This window comes from Streptomyces sp. NPDC002276 (genome assembly GCF_053891435.1).
Map to the genome: position 1 here is coordinate 89,605 of NZ_JBSFCQ010000024.1, position 23,671 is coordinate 113,275.

The 23,671-nt window shown below is 72.7% G+C and carries 7 protein-coding genes; 3 read left to right on the forward strand and 4 right to left on the reverse strand.

The window, feature by feature from the left end; genetic code table 11:
• Window positions 1-48: 48 nt before the first annotated feature.
• Window positions 49-1,269 carry a transposase gene (locus ACWIHT_RS41060; RefSeq protein ID WP_456173672.1) on the reverse strand — a complete coding sequence of 407 codons (1,221 nt, stop codon included), beginning with the start codon at window positions 1,267-1,269 and terminating at the stop codon, window positions 49-51.
• Window positions 1,270-1,533: 264 nt separating this feature from the next.
• Between ACWIHT_RS41060 and ACWIHT_RS41065 the strand changes: the two genes are divergently transcribed.
• Window positions 1,534-2,382 (forward strand): SDR family oxidoreductase, encoded by an 849-nt coding sequence (locus ACWIHT_RS41065; RefSeq protein ID WP_456173673.1) that lies wholly within the window; start codon window positions 1,534-1,536, stop codon window positions 2,380-2,382.
• Between the two features lie 10 nt (window positions 2,383-2,392).
• Here the strand turns inward: ACWIHT_RS41065 and ACWIHT_RS41070 are convergent, their stop codons facing one another.
• The 3 genes from ACWIHT_RS41070 to ccrA form a co-directional block, all read right to left on the reverse strand.
• Entirely contained in the window at window positions 2,393-3,430 is a 1,038-nt protein-coding gene (locus tag ACWIHT_RS41070; RefSeq protein WP_456173675.1) for a beta-ketoacyl-ACP synthase 3, read from the reverse strand.
• Complete coding sequence (locus ACWIHT_RS41075; protein WP_456173676.1) at window positions 3,427-5,220, reverse strand: fatty acyl-AMP ligase; 1,794 nt, start codon at window positions 5,218-5,220, stop codon at window positions 3,427-3,429. The genes ACWIHT_RS41070 and ACWIHT_RS41075 overlap by 4 nt, the downstream gene beginning before the upstream one ends.
• A gap of 99 nt (window positions 5,221-5,319) precedes the next feature.
• Complete coding sequence (gene ccrA / locus ACWIHT_RS41080) at window positions 5,320-6,669, reverse strand: crotonyl-CoA carboxylase/reductase (protein WP_456173677.1); 1,350 nt, start codon at window positions 6,667-6,669, stop codon at window positions 5,320-5,322.
• A gap of 306 nt (window positions 6,670-6,975) precedes the next feature.
• On the opposite strand from ccrA, the gene ACWIHT_RS41085 reads away from it, so the two are divergent.
• Window positions 6,976-14,874 (forward strand): type I polyketide synthase, encoded by a 7,899-nt coding sequence (locus tag ACWIHT_RS41085; RefSeq protein ID WP_456173678.1) that lies wholly within the window; start codon window positions 6,976-6,978, stop codon window positions 14,872-14,874.
• Window positions 14,875-14,934: 60 nt separating this feature from the next.
• Window positions 14,935-23,640 (forward strand): type I polyketide synthase, encoded by an 8,706-nt coding sequence (locus tag ACWIHT_RS41090; RefSeq protein WP_456173679.1) that lies wholly within the window; start codon window positions 14,935-14,937, stop codon window positions 23,638-23,640.
• Window positions 23,641-23,671: the final 31 nt, after the last annotated feature.

Consider the following 23,671-nt stretch of genomic DNA (forward strand, 5'->3'; position numbering starts at 1 on the left):
GTCAACTGTCGTGCCGTTGTGGAGAGTTGATTGCGGCCACGCATATCCTCAGCGGTGCGTCGCGACTCTGTCGCGGAGGCGCCGTTCCTCGTCGACGGCCCTCTCCAGGGCGGCCGACTCCCGTCCGATTGCCTGGGTGGCCGCCGCGGTGAGTACCTGGAAGGTTCCGGCCAGCGCCCACTGGCGGAAGCGGTGATGGACCGTCTGCCAAGCTCCGTAGCGCGAGGGCATGTTGCGCCACGGGCTGCCGGTGCGGAACCGCCACATCACGCCGTCGAACTGCCGGCGCAGAGCTTCCGGGTACGGGCCCCGCTCCCCGAGCGGGAGCAACGGCTCGACCGCTTTCCACTCGTCGTCGGTGAGGTCACCGGACGGCGGGTCGGGATGCTCCGCCGGGTCCGGCCGGGGCGCGGGACGGGACGAGTCCAGTTCGACGAGCAGCGAACGGACCGCCTCGACGACGTTCATGACGAGGGTCGGATCGGCGCCCGGACGGGCGTGGGCGCTCATACGGATCGGGGGCGCCTGCGGCAGGCCGGTGCAGGCGGTCAGGCCGTCCGGGCCGCGCCCGGTGTCCGCCAGCAGGGCCACCCCGAGCCCGGCGCGGGCTGCGTCCAACACCCCGGCCAGATAGCCGGCGTCACAGACGACCGCGGCGGGGACACCGTGCGCGGAGAGCACCTCCAGAGCCCGTCGGCGGACCGCGCACGGCTCCTCGATCGCCACCAGCGGCAGTGCCGTCGGCGACGGCGTCCAGCCCGGGGCGGCGTACCACTTCAGGGGGAGTCCGCCCACCGGCACTCCCTCGACGCCCGCCGCCTCCGTCACGTACACCGCCAGATCCACCGACCGGCGGTCGACGGCCTCGACGAGCCGGGCGGAGCGGTCGATGCGGAACCTGACCTGGCAGAACGGGCGCGTCCGGTGGATGGCCTCGGTGATCCTCGGGATCATCTGGTCGGCCGCGTGCTCGGCGCACCCCACGGTGACGATCGCCGGTTCGGAGCCGAGCAGTCGGCGCGCCGCCTCGTCGTGCACGTTGAGGATCCAGCGGGCCTCGTCGAGGAGAAGGACGCCCGCCGCGGTGAACCGGGTGGCCCGGCCCGCCCGTTCGACCACCGGCCGCCCGAGTGTCTTCTCCAGCCGCCGCACATGCTGACTGACCGCGGACTGGCTGAGCGTCAGCGACTCGGCGGCCCGGTGAAACCCGCCTTTGTCCGCGACGGCCACCAGACTGCGCAGCGCGATGATGTCGAAGACCGGTCCCATGCGGCGCACGCTAACACCGGGCGATGGGCCGTCCGGATCGCTCTGACCTGCTGTTCCCTGTCCGGACAAGTGGGGCCGCGGGCGACCGCCGTACGTCTGTGACCTGCGGTGTCGTGGTGTGGTGCCCGCGAGCCGACGCACTGTCAAGTGACCGGCGGACAGCGGGAGAAGCTAGGGGTGGGGGAGCCGGAAGATAGGGGTTGGCCGGTCCCGGGAGCGATGACACGGTGGGCGCAACGTTCACGCTGACCGGGAGAGACGCCCATGACCGCCGCCCTGCGTACCGTCCTGATCACCGGCACCTCGTCCGGCATCGGCCTGGCCACCGCGGTCCAGGCGGCCGAGGCGGGCTGGACCGTCGTCGCCACCCTCCGGGACACCGGCCGGGCCGACGCCCTGCGCGCGGCCGTCGCGGCGGCCGGTGTCACCGAGCGGGTCCGCGTCGAGCCGCTCGACGTGACCGACCCCGCGTCCGTCGCCGCGGCCGTGTCCGGTGTGATCTCCGAGTACGGCCGTCTCGACGCCGTGATCAACAACGCCGGGGTCGGACAGCTGGGCACCGTCGAGCAGACCGGCGTCGAGGCCTTCAGGGCCGTACTGGAGACGAACTTCTTCGGAGTCGTGGAGCTGACCCGCGTCGCGTTGCCGCATCTGCGAGCCAGTGGCGGACGGGTCATCACGGTCTCCAGCCTCGGGGGACTGATCGGGCAGCCGTTCAACGAGGCCTACTGCGCGGCCAAGTTCGCCGTCGAGGGGTTCCTGGAGTCGCTGGCACCGGTCGCGGCGACCACCGGAGTTCAGGTCTCCGTGGTCGAACCCGGGCCGGTGGCAAGCGAGTTCGTCGCCCACCTCGTGCCGTCCGTGCCCGGGCTGATCGAGAACGCGGGACCCTACGAGGCCGCCTTCAAGGCCTACTTCGAGACCACTGCCGCGCTCTTCGAACAGGCCCAGAGCTCCGCCGACGCGGCGGCCGTAGTCGTCGCCACCCTCACCGCCGAGCGACCGCCCTTCCGGGTGCAGACCTCCGACCTGGCACGGGAACTCGCCGGGATCAAACTGAGCGACCTGGACGGATCCGCCGTCCAGGCCGTCACCGGTCCCTGGCTCACCTGAGCCGCGTCCTTCAGGGGAGCACCACCACCTGCGCCGCGTGACTGAGCCCAGCCCCGAAACCCACCAGCAGCGCGCGACCGCCCCGGGGCACCGCGCCCCGGGCGAGCAGTTCCTCCACCGCCAGCGGGACGGACGCCGCCGAGGTGTTGGCCGTATGGACGACGTCCCGGGCCACCACCACATGGGGCGGCAGCCGCAGCGCGTCGGCCGCCGCGTCGATGATGCGCAGGTTGGCCTGGTGCGGCACGAACGCGGCCAGGTCGGCGACCGTCAGCCCGGCGGCGGTCAGGGCCGCCCGGGCCGCCCTCGGTACGGTGGCCACCGCCCAGCGGAACACGGCGGGCCCGTCCATGCGGAGCGTGGGCGTCACCTCGGCGGCCGCCCCCTGCGCAGGCCAGGGCGCGGAGTGCGCGATGGCCTCGTGCCGGTCGCCCTCGGAGCCCCAGACCACCGGCCCGATACCCGGATCGTCGGCCGGACCGACGACCATCGCACCGGCGCCGTCCCCGAAGAGGAAGGCCGTACCCCGGTCGTAGGGGTCCACGATGTCGGTCATCCGCTCCGAGCCCACCACCACGACATACCGGCTGTTGCCGGACCTGACCAGGGAGTCGGCCGTCGCGAGCGCGTGGCAGAAACCCGCGCAGGCGGCCCCCAGGTCCATCGCGCCCGCCGCGACCGCGCCCATTGCGTGGGCGACCCGGGGCGCCGCCGGGGGCGACTGCTCCCGGTACGACATGGAGGCCAGCAGCACCGTGTCGACCGTTCCGGGCGCTATGCCCGCCTGGGCCAGCGCCTTCACCGAGGCCGCCACCGCCATGCTGACGACGGTGTCGTCCGGGGCGGCGAAGCGCCTGCCGGCGATGCCCGAACGACGCCGTATCCACTCGTCGCCGGAGTCGATCGCCTCCGCCACCTCGGAGTTGGGCACCACACGGGCGGGCCGGTAGGCGCCGACACCGAGGATCCGGGAACCGGGGACGGCCGCCGGAGCCCTCAGCCCGCGTACGGCTTCCGACACCTCTGTCACTTCGCTCGCGCCGGTCATCGTGTCTCCGCCCGCGCGACCACGACCGTACGAGGCCCGAACTCGCCCTCCAGATAACGCCGTCGGGTCTCCCGGCGCTGCACCTTGCCGCTGGAGGTCTTCGGCAGCGCGCCCCTTCTGACGAGCAGGATCTCGTCCGGGGCGAGCCGTTGGCCGTCGAGCACCGCGTTCCGGACCCGCTCGCGCAGACCCTCCCGGCCGCCCTCGCGCAGCGCGCGCCCGTCGGCCTCGACCACCAGCACCAGCCGCTCGGCCGAGCCGTCGTCCACGGAGAACGCCGCCGCGCAGTTCGGGCGCAGGGCGGCGTCCGCGCTCTCGGCCGACACCTCGATGTCCTGCGGGTAGTGGTTGCGGCCCTTGCGGATGATCACGTCCTTGAGCCGGCCCGTCACGAACAGCTCCCCGGCGTGGACGAAGCCGAGATCGCCGGTGCGCAGCCAGGTGCCCTGGTCCTCCGCACCCGTGAGGCGGGCCCCGAAGGTCTCCGCGCTCTCCTCGGGCCGACCGTGGTAACCGTCCGCCACACAGGGGCCGTTGACCCAGATCTCGCCGACCGTGTCGTCCGGCAGAGCGGCCAGTGTCCCGGGGTCGGCGATCCGGACCGAGGTCGCGCCCACCGTCGTACCGCAGCCGACCGCGTCGACGACATGGCCCAGGATGTTCGCCGGGGAACCCTGCGCGTGCTCGACGCGGCCCTCGCGCAGGGCTTCGGCGGACAGTCGCAGCACCGTGGGCTCCAGGTCCTCCAGGGAACCCGTGACCTTGAGCGTGTTCTCGGCCAGCCCGTAGCCCGGGCACATGGCCCGGGACCGGAACCCGGCCGCCGCGAACGTCTCGGTGAAGGCGCGCACAGTCGTCCATCGCACGGGCTCGGCGCCGTTGGCCGCCACCCGCAGGGAGGAGAGGTCCAGTCCGTCGGACGTCCCGTTGTCGGTCGCGTCCCGCACACACAGCTCGTACGCGAAACTCGGCGCGGCGGTGTGGCTGCCGCGGAACCGCGAGATCGCCTCCAGCCAGCGGGCCGGACGGCGGATGAAGGCCTCGGGGGCCATGAGATAGGCCGGGATCCCCGCCCACAGTGGCAGGACGACACCGAACAGCATGCCCATGTCGTGGAAGAGCGGCAGCCAGTTGACCACGGCGCTGTCGGGGCGGCAGGGCCACAGCCGGTCCGTCTCGGCCACGTTGGCACGGAAGTTGGCGTGGGTGACCCGCACGCCCTTCGGGTTTCCGGTGGAGCCGGACGTGTACTGGAGCAGCGCGATGTCGTCGGGACCGACTTCGGGACCGACCTCGGGATCGGACCGGTCCTCGACCGGCGGTCGTTCCAGCGAGGCGACGTCCACCAGGGTGAGTCCGGCCAACTCCGGTGTGTCGCCGAAGCGTTGCTCCAGGTCCTCTTTGACGGCCGCCGTGGTGAGCACGGTGTTCGTGTCCGCGTCGTCGGCGATGCGCCGCAGCCGCGTCAGACCGCCGCGCCGGGTCGGTACCTGCACGGGAGCGCCCGCGACCCCCGCGGACATGCAGGCGAGCAGCGTGGAGACGAACTCCAGGCCGGACGGGAAGAGCAGCACGACGGCGCTGCCCCGGAGCCCCCTGGAACGCAGAACGGATGCCAAGGAGCGTACGGTGTCGTCCAGTTGACGGTACGTCAGTGACTGGTCGGGGTGTTCGCCGTCACGCAGGAAGACATAGGCGATGTCGTCGGGCCGGGTCCTGCCGCGCAGCCGCAGTACGTCGGGAAGAGAGGGCAGCGCGGTCGTCGGCGGGCCGAAGGCCGTGGCGGTCATGGGTGTCGGGCCTTTCCTCGCTGTGGCGTGGTGCGTTCGGTACGTGGCCCGCGCGGCGAGCAAGGCACGGGCGGGCGGGGTGAGTCGAGGGCGGGTCGCCTATCCGACAAGTGCCGGACTCGGTGCGGACCGCAGGGGATTGAGCCGCTCCTCGCCGATCGCGGCCCGCAGCCCGGGATCCGTGACACCGAGGCCGGGCGCGGGCGCCAGGGCGAGGACGCCGACCTTGCCGGTGTGGCCGTTGTTCTGCACCAGCCGGGCCGCCTCGCCGACCTCGGTGAGCGGGAACACCTCGGACAGGATCGGCGCGACGCTGCCGAGTTTCAGCAGCCGCATCATCTCCGCGGCCTCGTTGAGATTCATGCCGTGGCTGCCGACGATGCGCTTGAGGTTCATCCAGAAATACCGGTTGTCGAAGGTGTGTTGGTACCCGGTGCTCGATCCGCAGGTGACGACGGTGCCGCCGCGCCGGGCCACGATGACCGAGATCCCGAAGGTGGCCTGGCCGACGTAGTCGAAGACGACGTGCGGGTCCTCGCCCACCTCCTTCCGGACCGCCCGCCCGAGCCGCTTGGCCAGCTCCACCGTCTCGGCACCCGGCGCCGGAACACCGCCGATGCCGATCTCCTCGCGGTTGATCACCACGTCGCAGCCCAGCTTCGCCAACAGCTTCGCCTTCGCCTCGGAGTTGACCACCCCGACCGGAATACCGCCGCCGTTCTTGACCAACTGCACGGCGAACGCGCCGAGTCCGCCGGTCGCCCCCCAGATGAGGACGATGTCGCCCTGCTTGATCCGGGCACCCCGGTCACTGACCAGCATCCGGTACGCCGTGCCACCGCACAGCGGTACACAGGCCGTCTCCTCCCAGGTCAAGTGGCCCGGTTTGGGGAGCAGTTGACTGGCCCGTACGACGGTGTAGTGCGCGAGGCCGCCGTAGTTGGTCTCGTATCCCCACGCCTTCTGGTCGGCGCCGAGCATGCCGTCCGAGTGCGTCACCGGGTCCTGGTCGTCCACGACCGCCGCGTTGACGGCCACATGGTCGCCCACCTTCCAGCGGCGGACCCCGACACCGACGCGCACGACCACCCCGGCCGCGTCCGAACCGACGACCTGGAACGGCTGGTCGTGCCGGGCCGCGTAACCGCCGGCCCTGGCGAAGCGCCTCAGCGCGTCGAACGTCGAGATCGGCTTGAAGGTCGCCGACCAGACGGTGTTGAAGTTGATGGAGCTGGCCATGACCGCCACCAGCACCTCGTCCGGGGCGAGTTCGGGCATCGGCACCCGGCCCACCTTGAGCGAGCGCCTTACGTCGCGGTCGGCGGCGCCGTCGAAAATGCCGACGTCCTCCTGCCGGATGTGGGCGGCGACGAAGTCCGCCGGGACAGGGGCGCGTTCCAGCTCCTCCGCGGAGGCTCCGCGGAGCACCGCCTCGGTCAGTGAATCCATCTGTCATTCTCCTCGGGGTGAAAAGGAAATGTCCGTGCCGAATTATGTGGCCGACGCTATGGTGGTCCATTTCTTCATGTGAACCCCTAATTCTCGCGGTAGGGGTCTCTGCGGCCGACCCTGCTTCCGGTCTCGCGGGACGTCGTCAAATCCGCAGCACCTGGCGGTCGTTCGGGTGTTAGGGGGAGGTTAGGGGTGGGCGTGGAATGGGGTGTGCGGAGAAAATGGGACAGGTAATGGCGGGGGTTCGTGAAACCAATCCTGGAATTCTCCGCGCAGCCTGAGAGAAGGGTTCGGCGAAAAACGATGAGCAGGCAGGCTGACACCCCTACGGTCCGGGCGGGCCACGGCACGGCCGCCCCCGTCGCCGTGATCGGACTGGCGTGTCGGCTGCCCGGAGCACCGGATCCGGACGCCTTCTGGGCCCTGCTGCGCGAGGGCGGGAGCGCGATCGGCCCACCGCCCGGCGGCCGTTGGGCACCCGGGACTCACGGTGAGCCGCGCGACGCGGCGCTCCCCGGCGGATTCATCGACGACGTCGACCACTTCGACGCGGACTTCTTCGGAGTCTCACCGCGCGAGGCCGCCGAGACCGACCCCCAGCAACGGCTCCTCCTCGAACTGGCCTGGGAGGCGCTGGAGGAGGCCGGAATCGTCCCCGCCACCCTCGCCGGCAGCGCCGTGGGCGTCTACATGGGCGCCATGGCGTACGACTACGCGACGCTCCGCCACCGCCCGGACGCCGTCCCCCTCACCCGCCACACCCTGACCGGCCTGAGCCGCGGGCTCCTCGCCAACCGCGTGTCGTACACCCTCGGCCTGCGCGGCCCCAGCCTCACCGTCGACTCCGCCCAGTCGTCGGCCCTGGTCTCCCTCCACCTGGCCTACCGGGCGGTGCGCGACGGCGACTGCGCGCTCGCGCTGGCCGGCGGGGTCAACCTCAACCTGGCCCCCGACAGCACCTCGGCCGCCGCCCGCTTCGGCGGTCTTTCGCCGGACGGCCGTTCCTTCACCTTCGACGCCCGCGCGAACGGCTACGTACGCGGCGAGGGCGGCGCCGTCGTACTCCTCAAGCCTTTGACGGCGGCCCTGGCCGACGGCGACCGGGTGCACAGTGTGATCCTCGGCAGCGCCGTCAACAACGACGGAGCCTCCGACGGACTGACCGTACCGAGCGCCGACGCTCAGCGGGACCTGCTCCGCCAGGCGGCCCGGGACGCCGGCGTCGACCCTCACGAGGTGCAGTACGTCGAACTGCACGGCACGGGCACGCCAGTCGGCGATCCCGTGGAGGCCGCCGCACTCGGCGCCGCGTACGGCACCGGCCGCCCCGGTGACCAGCACCTGCGGGTGGGGTCGGTGAAGACCAACATCGGCCACCTGGAGGGCGCGGCCGGTATCGCGGGCCTGCTCAAGACTGTGCTCAGCATCCGCCACCGGCGGCTGCCCGCGACCCTCAACCACGAGACACCGAACCCGCGGATCCCCCTGGACGAACTGCACTTGCGCGTCCAGCGGGACGCGGGCCCGTGGCCCCGCCCAGATCGGCGACTGGTCGCCGGGGTGAGCTCCTTCGGCATGGGGGGCACCAACTGCCATGTGCTGCTGGGGGAGTGGCCCGCGCTCGCGGAGGCCACCGGTTCCCCGAGCGGCGCGAGCGACGCCGTTGGAGTCGTCCTCCCCTGGCCGCTGTCCGGTGCCACCCCCACCGCACTGCGGGCGCAGGCCGAGCGACTCGCCGGTCATGTCCGGGCCCGGGTCGGTGTCGCGCCCGGCGACCTCGGGCACTCGCTCGCCACCACGCGCACCCGGTTCGCCCACCGCGCGGTGGCGCTCGGCCACGACCGGGACAGCCTGCTGAGCGCGCTGGACGCGCTCGCGGCCGGTGCACCTCACCCGGGCGCCGTGGTCGGCGCCGCACCCACGCGCGCGGACGGCCCCGTCGCCTTCCTCTTCCCCGGCCAGGGCAGCCAGTTGCCCGGCGCGGGCCGCCAACTGCACGACTCCACACCGGCGTTCGCCAAGGCCCTCGACGAGGTGTGCGAACACTTCGACGGCCAACTCGCCCGCCCGCTAAGGGACATCCTCTTCGCCGCACCCGGCACACCCGACGCGGCGCTCCTCGACCGCACCCAGTACACCCAGGCGGCCCTGTTCACACTCGGCGCGGCGCTGCACCGACTGCTCGAACACCGCCTGCCCGCACCGGACTTCGTCCTCGGCCACTCCATCGGCGGCCTCACCGCCGCACACACGGCGGGCGTGCTCTCGCTCGCCGACGCGGTCACCCTCGTCGCTGCCAGGGGCCGCCTGATGGAGCAGGCCCGCTCCGGCGGAGCGATGATCGCGGTCGAAGCCACCGCCGACGAGATCGAACCGGCGCTCGCCGACTACGCCGGCCGACTGGCACTCGCCGCCGTCAACGGCCCCCGGGCGACGGTGATTTCGGGCGACGCGGACGCCGCGGACGAGATCGTCGCACGGTTCGCGGCGCTCGGCCGCAGGACCCGACGGCTGCGGGTCAGCCATGCCTTCCACTCACCGCACATGGACGACGCCGTCGACGAGTTCCGCCGTATCGCCGCCACGCTCGACTTCCGCCCCCCGACCCGCACCGTGATCTCCGACGTCACTGGTCGGCCCGCCGACCCGGCCGAGCTGACCTCACCCGACTACTGGGCCGAGCACATCCGCCGCCCGGTCCGTTTCTACGACGGCGTACGGCAGTTGGGCGACCTGGGTGTCACCGCCTATGTCGAGTTGGGGCCCGGCAACGTCCTCACCGCACTGACCCGAGGCAGCCTGGACGCTTCCCCCGCGACCGTCGTCGTCCCGCTGCTGCGTCCCGGAGTGCCCGAGCGGCTCTCCCTGCTCAGCGGGCTCGCCGAACTCGATGTCGCGGGCGTCGACACGGACTGGTCAGGCTTCTTCGAGGGGAGCGGGCGAGAACGCGTGGCGCTGCCCACGTATGCCTTCCGGCGTCGGCCGTTCCGGTTCGCGACGACGGCTCAGCAGATCTCGCCGGCTCCGCAGGCGCCCGTGGCTTCCCTGGCGGCCCCCACCCCGTCCGCTGATCTCCTCCCCCTCGTCCTCGCCGCCGCGGCGGACGTCCTCGGCGCGGCTCCGGGCCAAGATCTCGACCCGGACCGGACGTTCAAGTCGCTCGGGCTGGACTCGCTGGGCGCAGTGGAGTTCGCGGACCGGTTGTCCCGGGCGACGGGGCTGCGGCTGTCGCCGACCCTGACCTACGACCGTCCCACGCCCCGCGCCCTCGCCCGGCACCTGGCGGAACAGGCCGCCGACACCGCCGTAGAGACGCCCGAGTACGTCGGGGCGACCGGCGACGCGGAGGATGCGGACGGTCCGGATGACGACCCCATAGCCATCGTCTCCACCGCGGGACGCTGGCCGGGCGGTGCCGACACGCCCGAGCAGCTCTGGGATCTGCTCGTGTCCGGGACGGACGCGACGAGCGGTTTTCCGGTCGGGCGTGGGTGGGACGAGGACCTGTACGACCCCGACCCCGCCCCCGAACGGTCCGGTACCTCCTATGTGCGCCGAGGGGGATTCCTGCACGACGCGGACCGGTTCGACGCGGAGTTCTTCGGGCTCTCGCCCCGTGAGGCCGACGCGGCGGACCCGCAGCAGCGACTGCTCCTCGAAACGTCCTGGGAACTGTTGGAGCGGGCTGACATCGATCCCGCCGAGCTGCGTGGCAGCGGGACCGGCGTCTTCGTGGGCGCCACGCAGCAGGAGTACGGCCCCCGGCTGCACGACGGCACGGGCGAGGGAGCCGGTTACCGGCTGACCGGCGCGAGTGTCAGCGTCGCCTCGGGCCGGATCGCCTACGCGTTCGGCTTCGAGGGGCCGACGCTCACGGTCGACACCGCCTGCTCCTCCTCACTGGTGGCGCTCCACCTGGCGGTGCGGGCGCTCAGGTCCGGCGAGTGCGCCCTCGCGGTGGCGGGCGGGGTGACCGTGATGTCCACACCGGGCATGTTCACCGAGTTCAGCAGGCAGCGCGGCCTGGCCCCGGACGGGCTGTGCAAGCCGTTCGCCGCCGCGGCCGACGGCACCGGCTGGTCGGAGGGGGTCGGTCTGGTCCTGCTGGAACGGCTGTCCGACGCCCGCCGTGCGGGTCGCCGGGTGCTCGCCCTGATCCGGGGCAGCGCGGTCAACTCGGACGGCGCCAGCAACGGACTGACCGCCCCGAACGGCCCCTCCCAGGAACGAGTCGTCCAACAGGCGCTCGCGGACGCCCGGTTGAGCACCGGCGACATCGACGCCGTGGAGGCCCATGGCACCGGCACCACGCTCGGCGACCCCATCGAGGCGCAGGCGCTGATCAACACCTACGGGCAACACCGTCCGGCCGGGCAGCCGCTCCACCTCGGTTCCCTCAAGTCCAACCTCGGGCACACCCAGGCGGCGGCCGGTGTCACCTCGGTCATCAAGATGACCCAGGCGCTGCACCACGGCCTGCTGCCCGCGACCCTCCACATCGACCGGCCCACCCCGTACGTCGACTGGAGCGCGGGCACCGTCGAACTCCTCACCCGCAACACGCCCTGGCCGGACACCGGGCGCCCCCGTCGCGCGGGAGTCTCCGCGTTCGGCATCAGCGGGACCAACGCCCACCTCGTCCTCGAAGAGGCGCCCCCGGACCCGGCTCCGGCGGAGCCCGCGCGTCCCGGCCCGGATCGCGGGCTTCCCGTCCCGTGGGTTCTCTCGGCCCGCACTCCGCAGGCACTCCGCGATCAGGCCACGCGGTTCGGTGTGTTGCTGGACCGGACGGCATCGACCGAACCGGAGCCAGAACTCGCACCCGGACCCGCCGCCGATCCCGCCGAGTGGGGGCACGCCCTCGCCCGGAGGCCGCTGTTCGCCCACCGTGCCGTCGTGGTGGCCCGGCACCCGGCCGACTTCCGCACCGCCGTACGCGCGTTGTCCCACGCCGAGTCCACCGAAGGAGTCGTGCAAGGGCAGTCGACCCCGCGCGGCAGACTCGCGTTCCTCTTCACCGGCCAGGGCAGCCAACGGCCAGGCATGGGAAGGGAGTTGTACGAGGCCTACCCCGTCTTCGCCGCAGCCTTCGACGAGGTCTGCGCCGCGCTCGACACGCATCTGGCGGCTCACGCACCCGCCCCACTGCGCCTGCGGGACGTCGTCTTCACGGACGCGGCCGGCGAACTCGACCGCACCCAGTACACCCAACCCGCCCTGTTCGCCCTGGAAGTGGCCCTGTTCCGGCTGCTGGAGTCCTGGGGCGTACGCCCCGACGTCGTCGCCGGTCACTCGATCGGCGAGCTGGCGGCCGCACATGTCGCGGGCGCACTCGGCCTCGCCGAGGCCGCCGAACTGGTCGTGGCCCGTGGCCGTCTGATGCAGGACCTCCCCGAGGGCGGCGCGATGGTCGCCGTCGAGGCGTCCGAGGACGAGGTGCTGGCCGAACTCGCCGGTCAGGAAGGACTGATCGACATCGCCGCCGTCAACGGCCCTGCCTCGACGGTGATTTCGGGCGAGGAGGCGGCCGTGACCGCGACGGCGGAGCGTTTCCGGGCCTGTGGCCGCCGGACCAGCAGGCTGCGCACCAGCCACGCCTTCCACTCCCCGCTCATGGACCCGATGACCGCGGGACTGGGGGAGGTCGCCGAACGACTCCCTCATCTCCCGCCGGACATCCCCCTGTTGAGCGCGCTCGACGGCACCCTGTTCACCCACGACCGGCCGATCCCGCCCGGGTACTGGGCGGCGCACGCCCGGGGCGCGGTCCGCTTCCTCGACGTCGTACGCCAGTTGGAGGCAGACGGAGTCACCACCTATCTGGAACTCGGCCCCGACGCTGTCCTCACGGCACTTGTGCAGGAGAGCCTGCTTGACGGACCCGCCGCCGATGACGCACCCCCACCTGCCCTCGCCGCACTGCTGCGCCGAGGCCGTCCCGAACCGGAGACCCTGCTCACCGCCCTCGGCACGGCCCACGTTCGGGGCGTCGACGTGAACTGGGGCGCGGTGGTAGGCCGTTCGGGGTCGAGCCGGGTGGATCTGCCCACCTATCCCTTCCAGCGCCAACGCCACTGGTCCCAGCCGCCCGAGCACCGATCGGCTCCCGATGTCACCCCGGCCCACGACGACAGCTTCTGGAAACTCGTGGACCAGGGAGAACTCGATGCGCTCGCGGCCACCCTCGGCATCTCCGATCCCGGCCGCCGCGAGGCACTCGACGCCGTACTGCCGTTGCTGGCGTCATGGCACGGCGAGCGGAACAAGGCGGCCGAGACCGACAGTTGGCGACACCGGGTGCGCTGGCAGCCGGTGCCGGAAGCGGCGCCGCGCAGTGTGCGGGGGCGCTGGCTGCTCCTGCTGCCCGCCCGCGCCGACGGCGGGACACGGCCCTACGACAGCTGGGGGCCGCTCCTGGAGAACTCCCTCGCCGAGGCCGGTGCCCGGGTCGACCGTGTCATCGTCGCCGAACTCCGCCCGGACCGTGCCTGGTTGGCCGCGCGGCTCACCGACGTGATCGGCCGGGCGGCGGAGGAACCCGTGACCGGTGTGCTGTCCTTGCTTTCGCTTGAGCACGACCCGGACCCAGAACTCCCTGCCGTACCAAGAGGGTTCGCTGCGACTACGGCGTTGCTCCAGGCCCTGGACGACGTCGGTCTCCAGGCGCCGCTGTGGTGCGCCACGCGCGGCGCGGTGACCACCGGCACCGGCGACCCGGTGACCGATCCGACCGGGGCGCTCGTCTGGGGGCTCGCTGTCGTCGCCGCCACCGAGGTTCCCGGCTGGGGCGGAGTCGTCGACCTGCCGGAGCGGGCCGACACCGGCACCGCCGCCAAGGTGCTCGCCGCCCTCACCGGCCGTCACCGGGAGGCCGAACTCGCCGTACGGACCGAGGGGTTGTTCGCCCGGCGGCTGGTCGCGGCACCCGCGGCCCACGCCCACGGGGAGACGGACGGCTGGACACCCCGGGGCACGGTCCTCGTCACCGGAGGCACCGGAGCGCTGGCCCGGCACACCGCCCGTCTGCTGGCCCGCAAGGGCGCCGATCATCTGCTGCTGCTCAGCAGGCGGGGCGCCGACGCACCGGGCGCGGAGACCTCGCGCGCCGAACTGGCCGCGCTGGGCGCCCAGGTGACCTTCGCCGCCTGCGACGTCTCCGATCGTGACGCTCTCGCCAGGGTGCTCGACTCGATCCCCGAGGAACACCCCCTGACAGCGGTCGTCCACACCGCGGCCGTCCTCGACGACACCGCACTCACGGCGCTCACCCCAGAGCGACTCGACCGGGTTCTGCGCGTAAAGGCCGTCGGCGCCCGCAACTTGGACGAACTCACCCGCGACCTCGACCTGTCGGCGTTCGTGCTCTTCTCCTCCGCCACCGGCATCACCGGCACCCCCGGGCAGGCCAACTACGCGCCGGGCAACGCCTATCTCGACGCCCTCGCCTTCCGGCGGCGAGCCGCAGGACTGCCGGCCACCTCCGTCTCCTGGGGCCTGTGGGCGGGCGAGGGCATCGCCGACGACGAGACCGCGCGCCGTAGCGAACGGTACGGACTGCTACCGATGGCGCCCGAACTCGCCGTCCGCGCACTGGAATTGGCCCTTGACCAGGACGAGACCCACCTCGTGGTCTGCCGCGCCGACTGGCAGTCCCTCGCCGCGTTGCGTTCGCACCCGCTTCTCGAAGCGCTCACCGGTGCCGTCACGACCGGCGTCGTACCGGAGACGGACGACCAACCCGCGGGCCTGGTAGGGGAGTTGGCCGCACTTGAGGGCGAGCAGGATCGGCGCAGGCTGCTGCTCCGCTTCGTGCGGACGCAGGTCGCCGAGGTCCAGGGCGGCCGGTCGGCCGACTCCGTGGACGTCCATCGGGGCTTCAAGGAACAGGGCTTCGACTCCCTCACCACCGTCGAACTGCGCAACCGGCTCAACCGGCGCACCGGGCTGAGCCTGCCCACCACCGTGGTGTTCGACCACCCCACACCGCACGCGGTCGCCGAACTGCTCTACGAACGGCTCGTCACGGAGACGGACAAGGGCAAGGACGGGGCCGGGGATGGGGCCGGGGACGAGGGCGAGGGCGCGGCACCAGGCGCGACGCACGAGTCCCCGGCCGAGCCCGACCGCCTCGACACGCTGCTCTCGTCCGCCACCGACGACGAGCTGATCGACTTCATCGGCAAGGAACTCGGCATCTCCTGACCCTTGTCACCCCCTCGACTGCCTCCCCTGAACCGGGCAGCGCGCACGAAGGACGGATTCATGAACGACAGCCGCATGCGGCACCTCCTGGAACGGGTCACCGCCGAACTCCACGACACCCGGCGGAAGTTGCGCGAGGCCGAGGACAGCGAGCGGGAGCCGATCGCCATCGTGGGAATGGGCTGCCACTTCCCCGGCGGGATCAACTCCCCGCAGGACCTGTGGCGGTTGGTCTCCCAAGGCGGTGACGTCGTCGGCGACTTCCCCGACGACCGGGGCTGGGACCCCACCACGCTCTTCGACCCGGACCCGGACCGACCCGGCACCTCGTCCACCCGGCACGGCGCGTTCCTCACCGACCCGGGCGCCTTCGACGCCGACTTCTTCGGCATCTCGCCCCGCGAGGCGCTGGCCATGGACCCCCAGCACCGGCTGCTCCTCGAAACCGCCTGGGAGACCTTCGAGCGGGCGGGCATCCGCCCCGCCACCCTTCGCGCCAGTGCCACCGGGGTCTTCGTCGGCTCCAACGGCAACGACTACGCGCCTCCCGCCGGAACCGTCCCCGAGGACCTGGAGGGCTACATCCTCCCCGGCAACGCGGCGAGCGTCGCCTCCGGACGGATCTCGTACACCTTCGGCCTCGAAGGTCCCGCCGTCACCGTCGACACGGCCTGCTCGGCATCCTCGGTGGCCGTGCACCTGGCGGTGCGGTCGCTGCGCGCGGGCGAGTGCGACCTCGCGCTGGCGGGCGGAGTGACGGTCATGACCACGCCGTCGACCTTCGTGGAGTTCTCCCGGCAGCACGGACTCTCCCCGGACGGCCGTTGCAAGGCCTTCGGGTCCGCCGCCGACGGGACCGGCTGGTCCGAGGGGGTGGGGCTGCTGCTGGTCGAACGGCTCTCCGACGCACGGCGCCTCGGCCACCGGGTGCTGGCCGTCATCAGGGGAACCGCAGCCAACCAGGACGGCGCCTCGCACGGCCTGACCGCCCCGAACGGCACCGCCCAGCAACGGGTCATCCGCCAGGCACTCGCCGACGCCCGGCTGACCGCCGCCGACGTCGACGCGGTCGAGGCGCACGGCACCGGGACGACCCTGGGCGACCCGATCGAAGCACAGGCACTGCTCGCCACCTACGGCCAGGACCGCACCCACGGCCGCCCGTTGTGGCTCGGCTCCGTGAAGTCGAACATCGCGCACACCCAGGCCGCCGCCGGAGTGGCCGGGATCATCAAGATGGTGCAGGCCATGCGGTACGGCGTCCTGCCGAAGACCCTGCACGTGGACGAACCCTCCCCGCACGTGGAGTGGGAGTCCGGCGCCGTCTCCCTCCTCACCGAGCACCGCCCGTGGCCCGAGACGGGACAGCCGCGCCGGGCCGGGGTCTCCGCCTTCGGCATGAGCGGCACCAACACACACATCATCCTGGAACAGGCTCCCGAGCCCGCTACGACGGAGACCTCCGCGACCTCACCGGAGCCCATTTCAACTGCCGTGCCGGAGCCTGGTTTTACCGCCCTGCCCCTCGTTCTTTCCGCCCGCACCCCGACAGCGCTCGCTGACCGGGCCGCAACGCTCGCCGCGCACCTCCGCTCCGGAGACGGAGTCGCCGACAGCCCCGACCTTGCGGCCACCGCCCTCGAACTCGTCGTAGGCCGGGCCGAGTTCGAGGAGCGGGCCGTGGTCGTCGGCGCCGACGAGGACACGCTGCTCGCCGGACTCGACGCGCTCGCCTCGGGCGAACCCGCGCCGGGCGTCGTGCGCGGGAGCGCCGGCACCGACCCCCGTGCCGTGTTCGTCTTCCCCGGACAGGGCTCGCAGTGGATCGGCATGGCCCGCGAACTCCTCGACACCGCACCGGTGTTCGCCGACAGCGTCGCCGCCTGCGCCGGTGCGCTGGAGCCCCACACCGACTGGTCCCTGACGGAGGTCCTGCGCGGCGCCGAGGGCGCGCCCGGCTACGACCGGGTGGACGTCGTACAGCCCGCGCTGTGGGCGGTGATGGTGTCCCTCGCGCGGCTGTGGCAGTCGTACGGGGTCCGGCCGGACGCGGTCGTCGGGCACAGCCAGGGCGAGATCGCCGCCGCCCACATCGCGGGTGCCCTCTCGCTGGAGGACGCGGCCCTGGTGGTGGCGCTGCGCAGCCGGGCCCTCGGCGCCCTCTCGGGCGGCGGTGGCATGGTGTCGCTGGCACTGCCCGAGGCGCGGGTCGCGGACCTGATCGTCGCGTGGGAGGGCCGTATCTCGCTCGCCACGGTCAACGGGCCCTCCGCCGTGGTGGTCGCGGGCGAACCCGCCGCCTTGGACGAACTCGTCAACTCCTGCGAGCGGGACGGCATTCGCGCCCGCAGGGTCCCCGTGGACTACGCCTCGCACTCGCCTCAGGTCGAACTGATCCGCCGCGAACTCCTGGACGTCCTCGCGCCCGTCACCCCCCGGGCCGCGCGGATCCCCCTTCTCTCGACGGTCACCGGCGACTGGCTCGACACCACGACGATGGACGCCGGTTACTGGTACACGAACCTTCGGCAGACCGTGCTGTTCGAACCGGCGATCCGGAAGCTGGTCGCCGAGGGCCACGACGTCTTCGTCGAGACCAGCCCGCACCCGGTGCTGACCGCCGCCGTACAGGAGACGGCGGAGGCGACGGAGACGGAGACCGCGCGGCCCGTCACCGTCACCGGATCGCTGCGCCGGGACGAGGGCGGCCCTCTCCGCTTCCTCACCTCCGTGGCCCAGACCCAGGTCAGCGGGGTCGACGTGGACTGGAGCCCGGTGCTGACGGGACCGCGCGCGGCCGAGGCCGACCTGCCCACCTACCCGTTCCAACGGCAGCGCTACTGGCTCGCACCCGCCGCCGCCAGGTCCGCCGACGTCTCCGGGCTCGGGCTGCGCCCCGCCGGACACCCCCTGCTCGGCGCGACCCTGCGACCCGCCGAGGGTGACGGCCTGCTGCTGACCGGTCTGCTCTCCGTAGGGACCCAACCGTGGCTCGCCGACCACACGGTGCTCGACCGGATCCTCGTACCGGGCACGGCCCTGGTGGAGTTGACGGTACGAGCCGCCGACGAGACCGGCTGGGACACGGTGGACGAGCTGGTGATCGAGGCCCCGCTCGTCCTGCCCGCCACCGGAGCCGTCCGGATCCAGGTCGCCGTCACCGCGCCCGACGCACAGGACCGGCGCACGGTGACTCTCCACTCACGGCCTCAGGATGCCCCCGACGACGCCCCCTGGACCCGTCACGCCACCGGCTCCCTGACCCGATCGGATCAGTCAGTCAACTCCACTGCCCTGGCGAAGAGTTGGCCGCCACCGGGGGCCAACTCCCTCCCCCTAACGGGTCTCTACGACCGGCTCGCCGACTCCGGTGTGGTCTACGGCCCCCGCTTCCAAGGGCTGCGCGCCGCCTGGCGGCACGGCACGGAGATTCTCGCGGACGTCACGCTCGACGATGAACTGCGGTCGGTGGCTGGGGAGTTCGGGGTGCATCCGGCGCTCCTCGACGCAGCCTTCCACGCGGCCGGACTCGACGACACGTTCCGGGCGGAGCCGGGAGAGGCTCTGCTGCCGTTCGCGTGGCGCGGGATACGGCTGTACGCCTCGGGGGCGACGAGCCTGCGGGTCCGGCTCGCGCCCGCCGCCGACGGCGGACTGTCCCTGGACGCCTTCGACACGGCGGGCGCCCCCGTCCTGTCCGTCGAGTCGCTCGTGTACCGGCCGGTGACGGCGGACCGGCTCGCCACGGGCGCCGCAACCGCCGTTCCGCTGTACCGACTTGGGTGGACCGAGCTGTCGACGACCGGGCCGGGCGTCGCGACGACCGGGGCACTGCGGACAGCCGATCCCGAGTCCACTCCGGTGCGGGGACATGAGCCGGTCTTCGACACGCCCGCCGCCGTCGCCGAGGCCGTCCGCGCGGGCGGTGAGGTCCCGGACGTCGTCCGGTACGAGGTGCCGGCCTCGGGACGCGGCACGGAGGCGGAGGCGACGGACGAACCGGTGCCGGTGCTCGCCCGGGCGACGCTGGACCGTGTGCTCGCCCTCGTCCAGGACTGGCTCGCCCACCCCGAACTGGCCGCGGTACGGCTGGCGTTGGTGACCACCGGTTCGGTGTCCGTCGACGGGGAGTCGCCCGATCTGACGACCGCCGCCGTCTGGGGCCTGCTGCGCTCGGCGCAGTCCGAACACCCCGGCCGGCTGCTGCTGGTGGACGTGGACGGTCCCGACCGGGACGACTCCTTCGCCACGGCCGTGGCGGCGGCCCTCGGCGCGGGGGAGCCCCAACTCGCCCTGCGCGAAGGCGCCGTGCTCGTGCCACGGCTCGTGTCCGCCGCCACCGATTCCCCCGGCCGGGCGTTCGCGCCCCCGCACGGGACGGTCCTGATCACCGGCGGCCTGGGGCTGCTCGGCAAACTGGTGGCCCGCCATCTCGTCGCCGAACTGGGCGTACGACACCTGCTGTTGACCGGACGGCGGGGTGCGCGGACGCCCGGCGCGACGGCGTTCCTCGACGAACTCGCCGACCTGGGTGCCCGCGTCACCGTGGACGCGGTCGACGCGGCCGACCGGGACGCCCTAGGGAAGGTGCTCGACGGCATCCCGGCGGAACATCCGCTGACCGGCGTGATCCACGCGGCGGGTGCCCTGGACGACGGGGTCCTGGCCGGTCTGACCGCCGACCGGCTGGACACCGTGCTGCGGCCCAAGGCCGACGCGGCCTGGAACCTGCACGAACTCACCCGGGACACGGACCTCTCCGAGTTCGTCGTCTTCTCCTCCGCCGCGGGCATCCTGGGCGTTCCCGGCCAGGCCAACTACGCCGCCGCGAACACCTTCTTGGACGCCCTGGTGGCCCACCGCCGTTCGCGAGGGCTGGCGGCCACCTCCCTCGCCTGGGGACTGTGGGCCGAGAGCGGCGAGCTGACCGGACACCTGGACGGCGCCGACCACCGCAGGAACGCCCGCCACGGCACCCGCCCGCTCACCACCCCCGAGGGCCTCGCCCTCTTCGACGCGGCCCGGACGACGGACCACCCCCTGCTCGTCCCGCTCGCCCTGCTCCACGAGGCCGACCCCGCACAACTCCCGCCCGTCCTGCGGGACCTCGTCCGCACCCGCAGGCCGATCGCGCGGACGGCGGCCGAGACGACGGGCTCCACCCTCGCCGGACGTCTGCTCCCTCTCGACGCGGCGGCCCGCGAGGAGCTTCTGATCGGGCTGATCAGGGCCGAGGCGTCGACCGTCCTCGGCCGTGACGACCGTCAAGGCATCGCCGCCACGCGGGCGTTCAAGGATCTCGGCTTCGACTCGCTCACCGCCGTGGAACTGCGCAACCGGCTGAGCACGGCCAGCGGCCTGCGGCTGTCGCCGGCGCTCGTCTTCGACCATCCCACCCCCCAGTCCCTGGCCCGCCACCTGCTCACCGAACTGGTCGGCGAGCAGCACACCGAGCGGCACACCGAGCAATCCGCCGAACCCGTGCGGCCCGCCGCCGCCCCGGCCCGGGACACGGACGACGACCCGGTCGTCATCGTCGGCATGGGCTGCCGCCTGCCCGGCGGGGTCGCCTCGCCCGAGGACCTGTGGGACCTGGTCGCGTCCGGCGGCGACGCGATCACCCCCTGGCCGACCGACCGGGGCTGGGACAACGACGGCCTCTTCGACCCCGACCCCGAACGCCCCGGCCGGACCTACACCCAGCACGGCGGATTCCTGCACGACGCGGCCGACTTCGACGCGGGCTTCTTCGGGATCTCGCCGCGTGAGGCGCTGGCGACGGATCCGCAGCAGCGGCTGCTCCTGGAGACCTCGTGGGAGGCGTTCGAACGGGCCGGTATCGCCCCCGACACCCTGCGCGGCAGCCGTACCGGTGTCTTCGTCGGGGTGATGTACAACGACTACGCCTCCCGACTGCACGATCTGCCGCCGGAGTTGGAGGGCTACCTCCACAACGGCAGCGCGGCCAGCGTGGCATCGGGGCGGATCTCCTACACGTACGGGTTCGAGGGTCCGGCGGTGACGGTGGACACGGCGTGCTCGTCGTCGCTGGTGGCCCTGCATCTGGCGGTGCGGGCGCTGCGGTCGGGGGAGTGCGACCTCGCGCTCGCCGGCGGTGTCACGGTGATGGCCTCGCCCTCGGGCATGGTCGCCACCTCCCGGCACCGCGCCTTCGCCCCGGACGGCAGGGTCAAGGCCTACGCGGCCACGGCCGACGGCACGAGTTGGGCGGAGGGTGTGGGGCTGCTGCTGGTGGAGCGGTTGTCGGACGCGCGGCGCCAGGGTCATCCCGTGTTGGCGGTGGTGCGGGGTACGGCGGTGAACCAGGACGGTGCCTCGAACGGGCTGACCGCGCCGAACGGTCCGGCTCAACAGCGCGTCATCCGGCAGGCGTTGGCGACTGCGGGCCTCTCCCCGCACGACATCGACGCGGTGGAGGGCCACGGCACCGGCACCACGCTCGGCGACCCGATCGAGGCCCAGGCCCTGCTGGCCGCGTACGGCGCCGGACGTCCCGAGGACCGGCCCCTGTGGCTCGGCTCCCTCAAGTCCAACATCGGACACACCCAGGCCGCCGCCGGGGTCGCCGGAATCATCAAGATGGTGCAGTCGATGCGGCACGGTGTCCTGCCGAGGACCCTGCACGTCGACGAACCGTCCCCGGACGTGGACTGGGCCTTGGGTGGCGTACGACTGCTGACCGAGGAGCGACGCTGGGAGGCGGACGGACGGCCACTGCGCGCCGGTGTCTCCTCCTTCGGCGTGAGCGGCACCAACGCGCACGTGATTCTTGAACAGTCGGCCGAGGAAACGGAGTTGGCCGACGCCTCGGCCCCGGATACGGCACCGCCCCTGCCCTGGCTGCTCTCCGCGCGCACCTCGGCCGCCCTCTCGGCCCAGGCCGCGCGCCTGCTCACCGTGCTGGACCCCGCCGAAGGACCGTCGGCGGCGGCCGGCATCGCGCACTCGCTGCTCACCGACCGCTCGCACTTCGACCACCGCGCGGTCGTGGTCGCCACCGACCCCGACGCCGTCACCGAGGGCCTTGAGTCGCTGGTCCGCGGCGAACCGTCCGGACACCTCGTCCGGGGAGTCGCCACCGAAGGCGTCAAAACGGTCTTCGTCTTCCCCGGACACGGCTCGCAGTGGGCCGGAATGGCCCACGAACTCCTGGACTCCTGCCCGGAGTTCGCCGAGCGGATCGAGGACTGCGCGCGGGCGCTGACACCGTACGTCGACTGGTCGCTGACGGATGTCCTGCGCGAGGTGGCGGGGGCGCCGACGCTGGACCGGGTCGATGTCGCCCAACCGGCGCTGTGGGCGGTGCTGGTGGCGCTCGCGGCGCAGTGGCAGAGCTACGGAGTGCGGCCCGACGCGGTGGTCGGGCACAGCCAGGGAGAGGTGGCCGCCGCGTGCGTGGCCGGGATCCTCACCCTGGAGGACGCCGCGCGGATCGTCGTGGAGCGCAGCCGGATCCTGGCCGGTCTCGTCGGGAAGGGCGGCATGGCCTCCCTGGCCCTGCCGCTCGCCGAGGCCGAGCGGCGCCTCGCGGCCTGGTCGGGGCGGCTTTCGGTGGCGACGGTCAACGGGCCGTCGGCCGTCGTGGTCGCCGGTGACGAGACCGCCTTGGACGAACTCCTCGCGGAGTGCGAGGAACGGGGCGAGCGCGCCCGGCGGATCAGGGCCGCCACGGTCGCCGGACACTCCCCGGTGATCGACGAGGCGAAAGACGAACTCCTCGACCGCCTCGCCTTTGTGACGCCCCGTCAGGGAAGCGTGCCGCTCTACTCCACGGTCACCGCCGCGCTCGCCGACCCGGCGGAGCTGGACGGCGACTACTGGTACCGCAACATCCGACAGACCGTGCGTTTCGCTCCTGTCGTACGGGAGTTGGTCGACGACGGGTACACGGTCTTCGTCGAGGTCAGCCCGCACCCCGTGCTGGCGAGCAGCATTCAGGACACCGTCGAGGAGGCGGACGCCGTCGGCGTCGTGGTGACCGAGACCCTGCGCAGGGACCACGGCGGCCTCGACCGCTTCCTCGCCTCGGCCGCCGTCCTGCACGCCCGTGGCGTACCGGTGGACTGGTCCCCGGCCTTCCGGCAACTGCGCCCCGCGCGAGTGGAGTTGCCGACGTACGCCTTCCAACGGCGGCGGTTCTGGCTGGACGCGGCGGCGGCCCCGGCCGGACCGCTCGTCCGTGCGGGCGAAGCCCTGGTGGGTGTCGACGAGGACGAGACGGGACCCGAACCCTCCGCCGTCCTGCTGGCGCAGCTCACGGCCCTCGGGTCGGCCGACCGCACCGAGGCGCTGCTCGACCTGGTGCGCCGCCAGACCGCCGACGTACTGGGCCACGACGATCCCCAAGAGGTGGGCGCGCAACGGCCGTTCAAGGAACTCGGCCTGGAGTCGCTGACCGCCGTGGACCTGCGCAACCGACTCTCCGCAGCCCTCGGCCGCAAGCTCCCGGCGACCCTGGTCTTCGACCACCCCACCCCCGAGGCCGTCGCCGAACACCTCGCCACGCTGCTGCCCGCCGGTCCCGAAACCGGCCCCGGCACGGCCCGGGACGCGCTCGCCCTGCTGGAACGGGTCGCACCGGACGTCACGGCCTCCGACCCGGACGGGCTTGAACTCCTCACCCGGCTACGGGAGTTGGTCACCCGCCTCGGCGGCGACCTGCCCCGGCCGCACGACGGCGACGAGATCGACCTGGAGTCCGCGACCGACGACGAACTCTTCGAACTCATGGACAGCGAGGCGTGATGGACGACGACCGAGTGACGCGGGAGGTGGC

What these genes read in the sequence shown, in the direction of transcription:
- ACWIHT_RS41075 (WP_456173676.1), bottom strand. Translation starts at nt 5,220, where the DNA reads ATGACCGCCACGGCCTTCGGCCCGCCGACGACCGCGCTGCCCTCTCTT.
- ACWIHT_RS41085 (WP_456173678.1), top strand. Translation starts at nt 6,976, where the DNA reads ATGAGCAGGCAGGCTGACACCCCTACGGTCCGGGCGGGCCACGGCACG.
- ACWIHT_RS41060 (WP_456173672.1), bottom strand. Translation starts at nt 1,269, where the DNA reads ATGGGACCGGTCTTCGACATCATCGCGCTGCGCAGTCTGGTGGCCGTC.
- ACWIHT_RS41065 (WP_456173673.1), top strand. Translation starts at nt 1,534, where the DNA reads ATGACCGCCGCCCTGCGTACCGTCCTGATCACCGGCACCTCGTCCGGC.
- ACWIHT_RS41070 (WP_456173675.1), bottom strand. Translation starts at nt 3,430, where the DNA reads ATGACCGGCGCGAGCGAAGTGACAGAGGTGTCGGAAGCCGTACGCGGG.
- ccrA (WP_456173677.1), bottom strand. Translation starts at nt 6,669, where the DNA reads ATGGATTCACTGACCGAGGCGGTGCTCCGCGGAGCCTCCGCGGAGGAG.
- ACWIHT_RS41090 (WP_456173679.1), top strand. Translation starts at nt 14,935, where the DNA reads ATGAACGACAGCCGCATGCGGCACCTCCTGGAACGGGTCACCGCCGAA.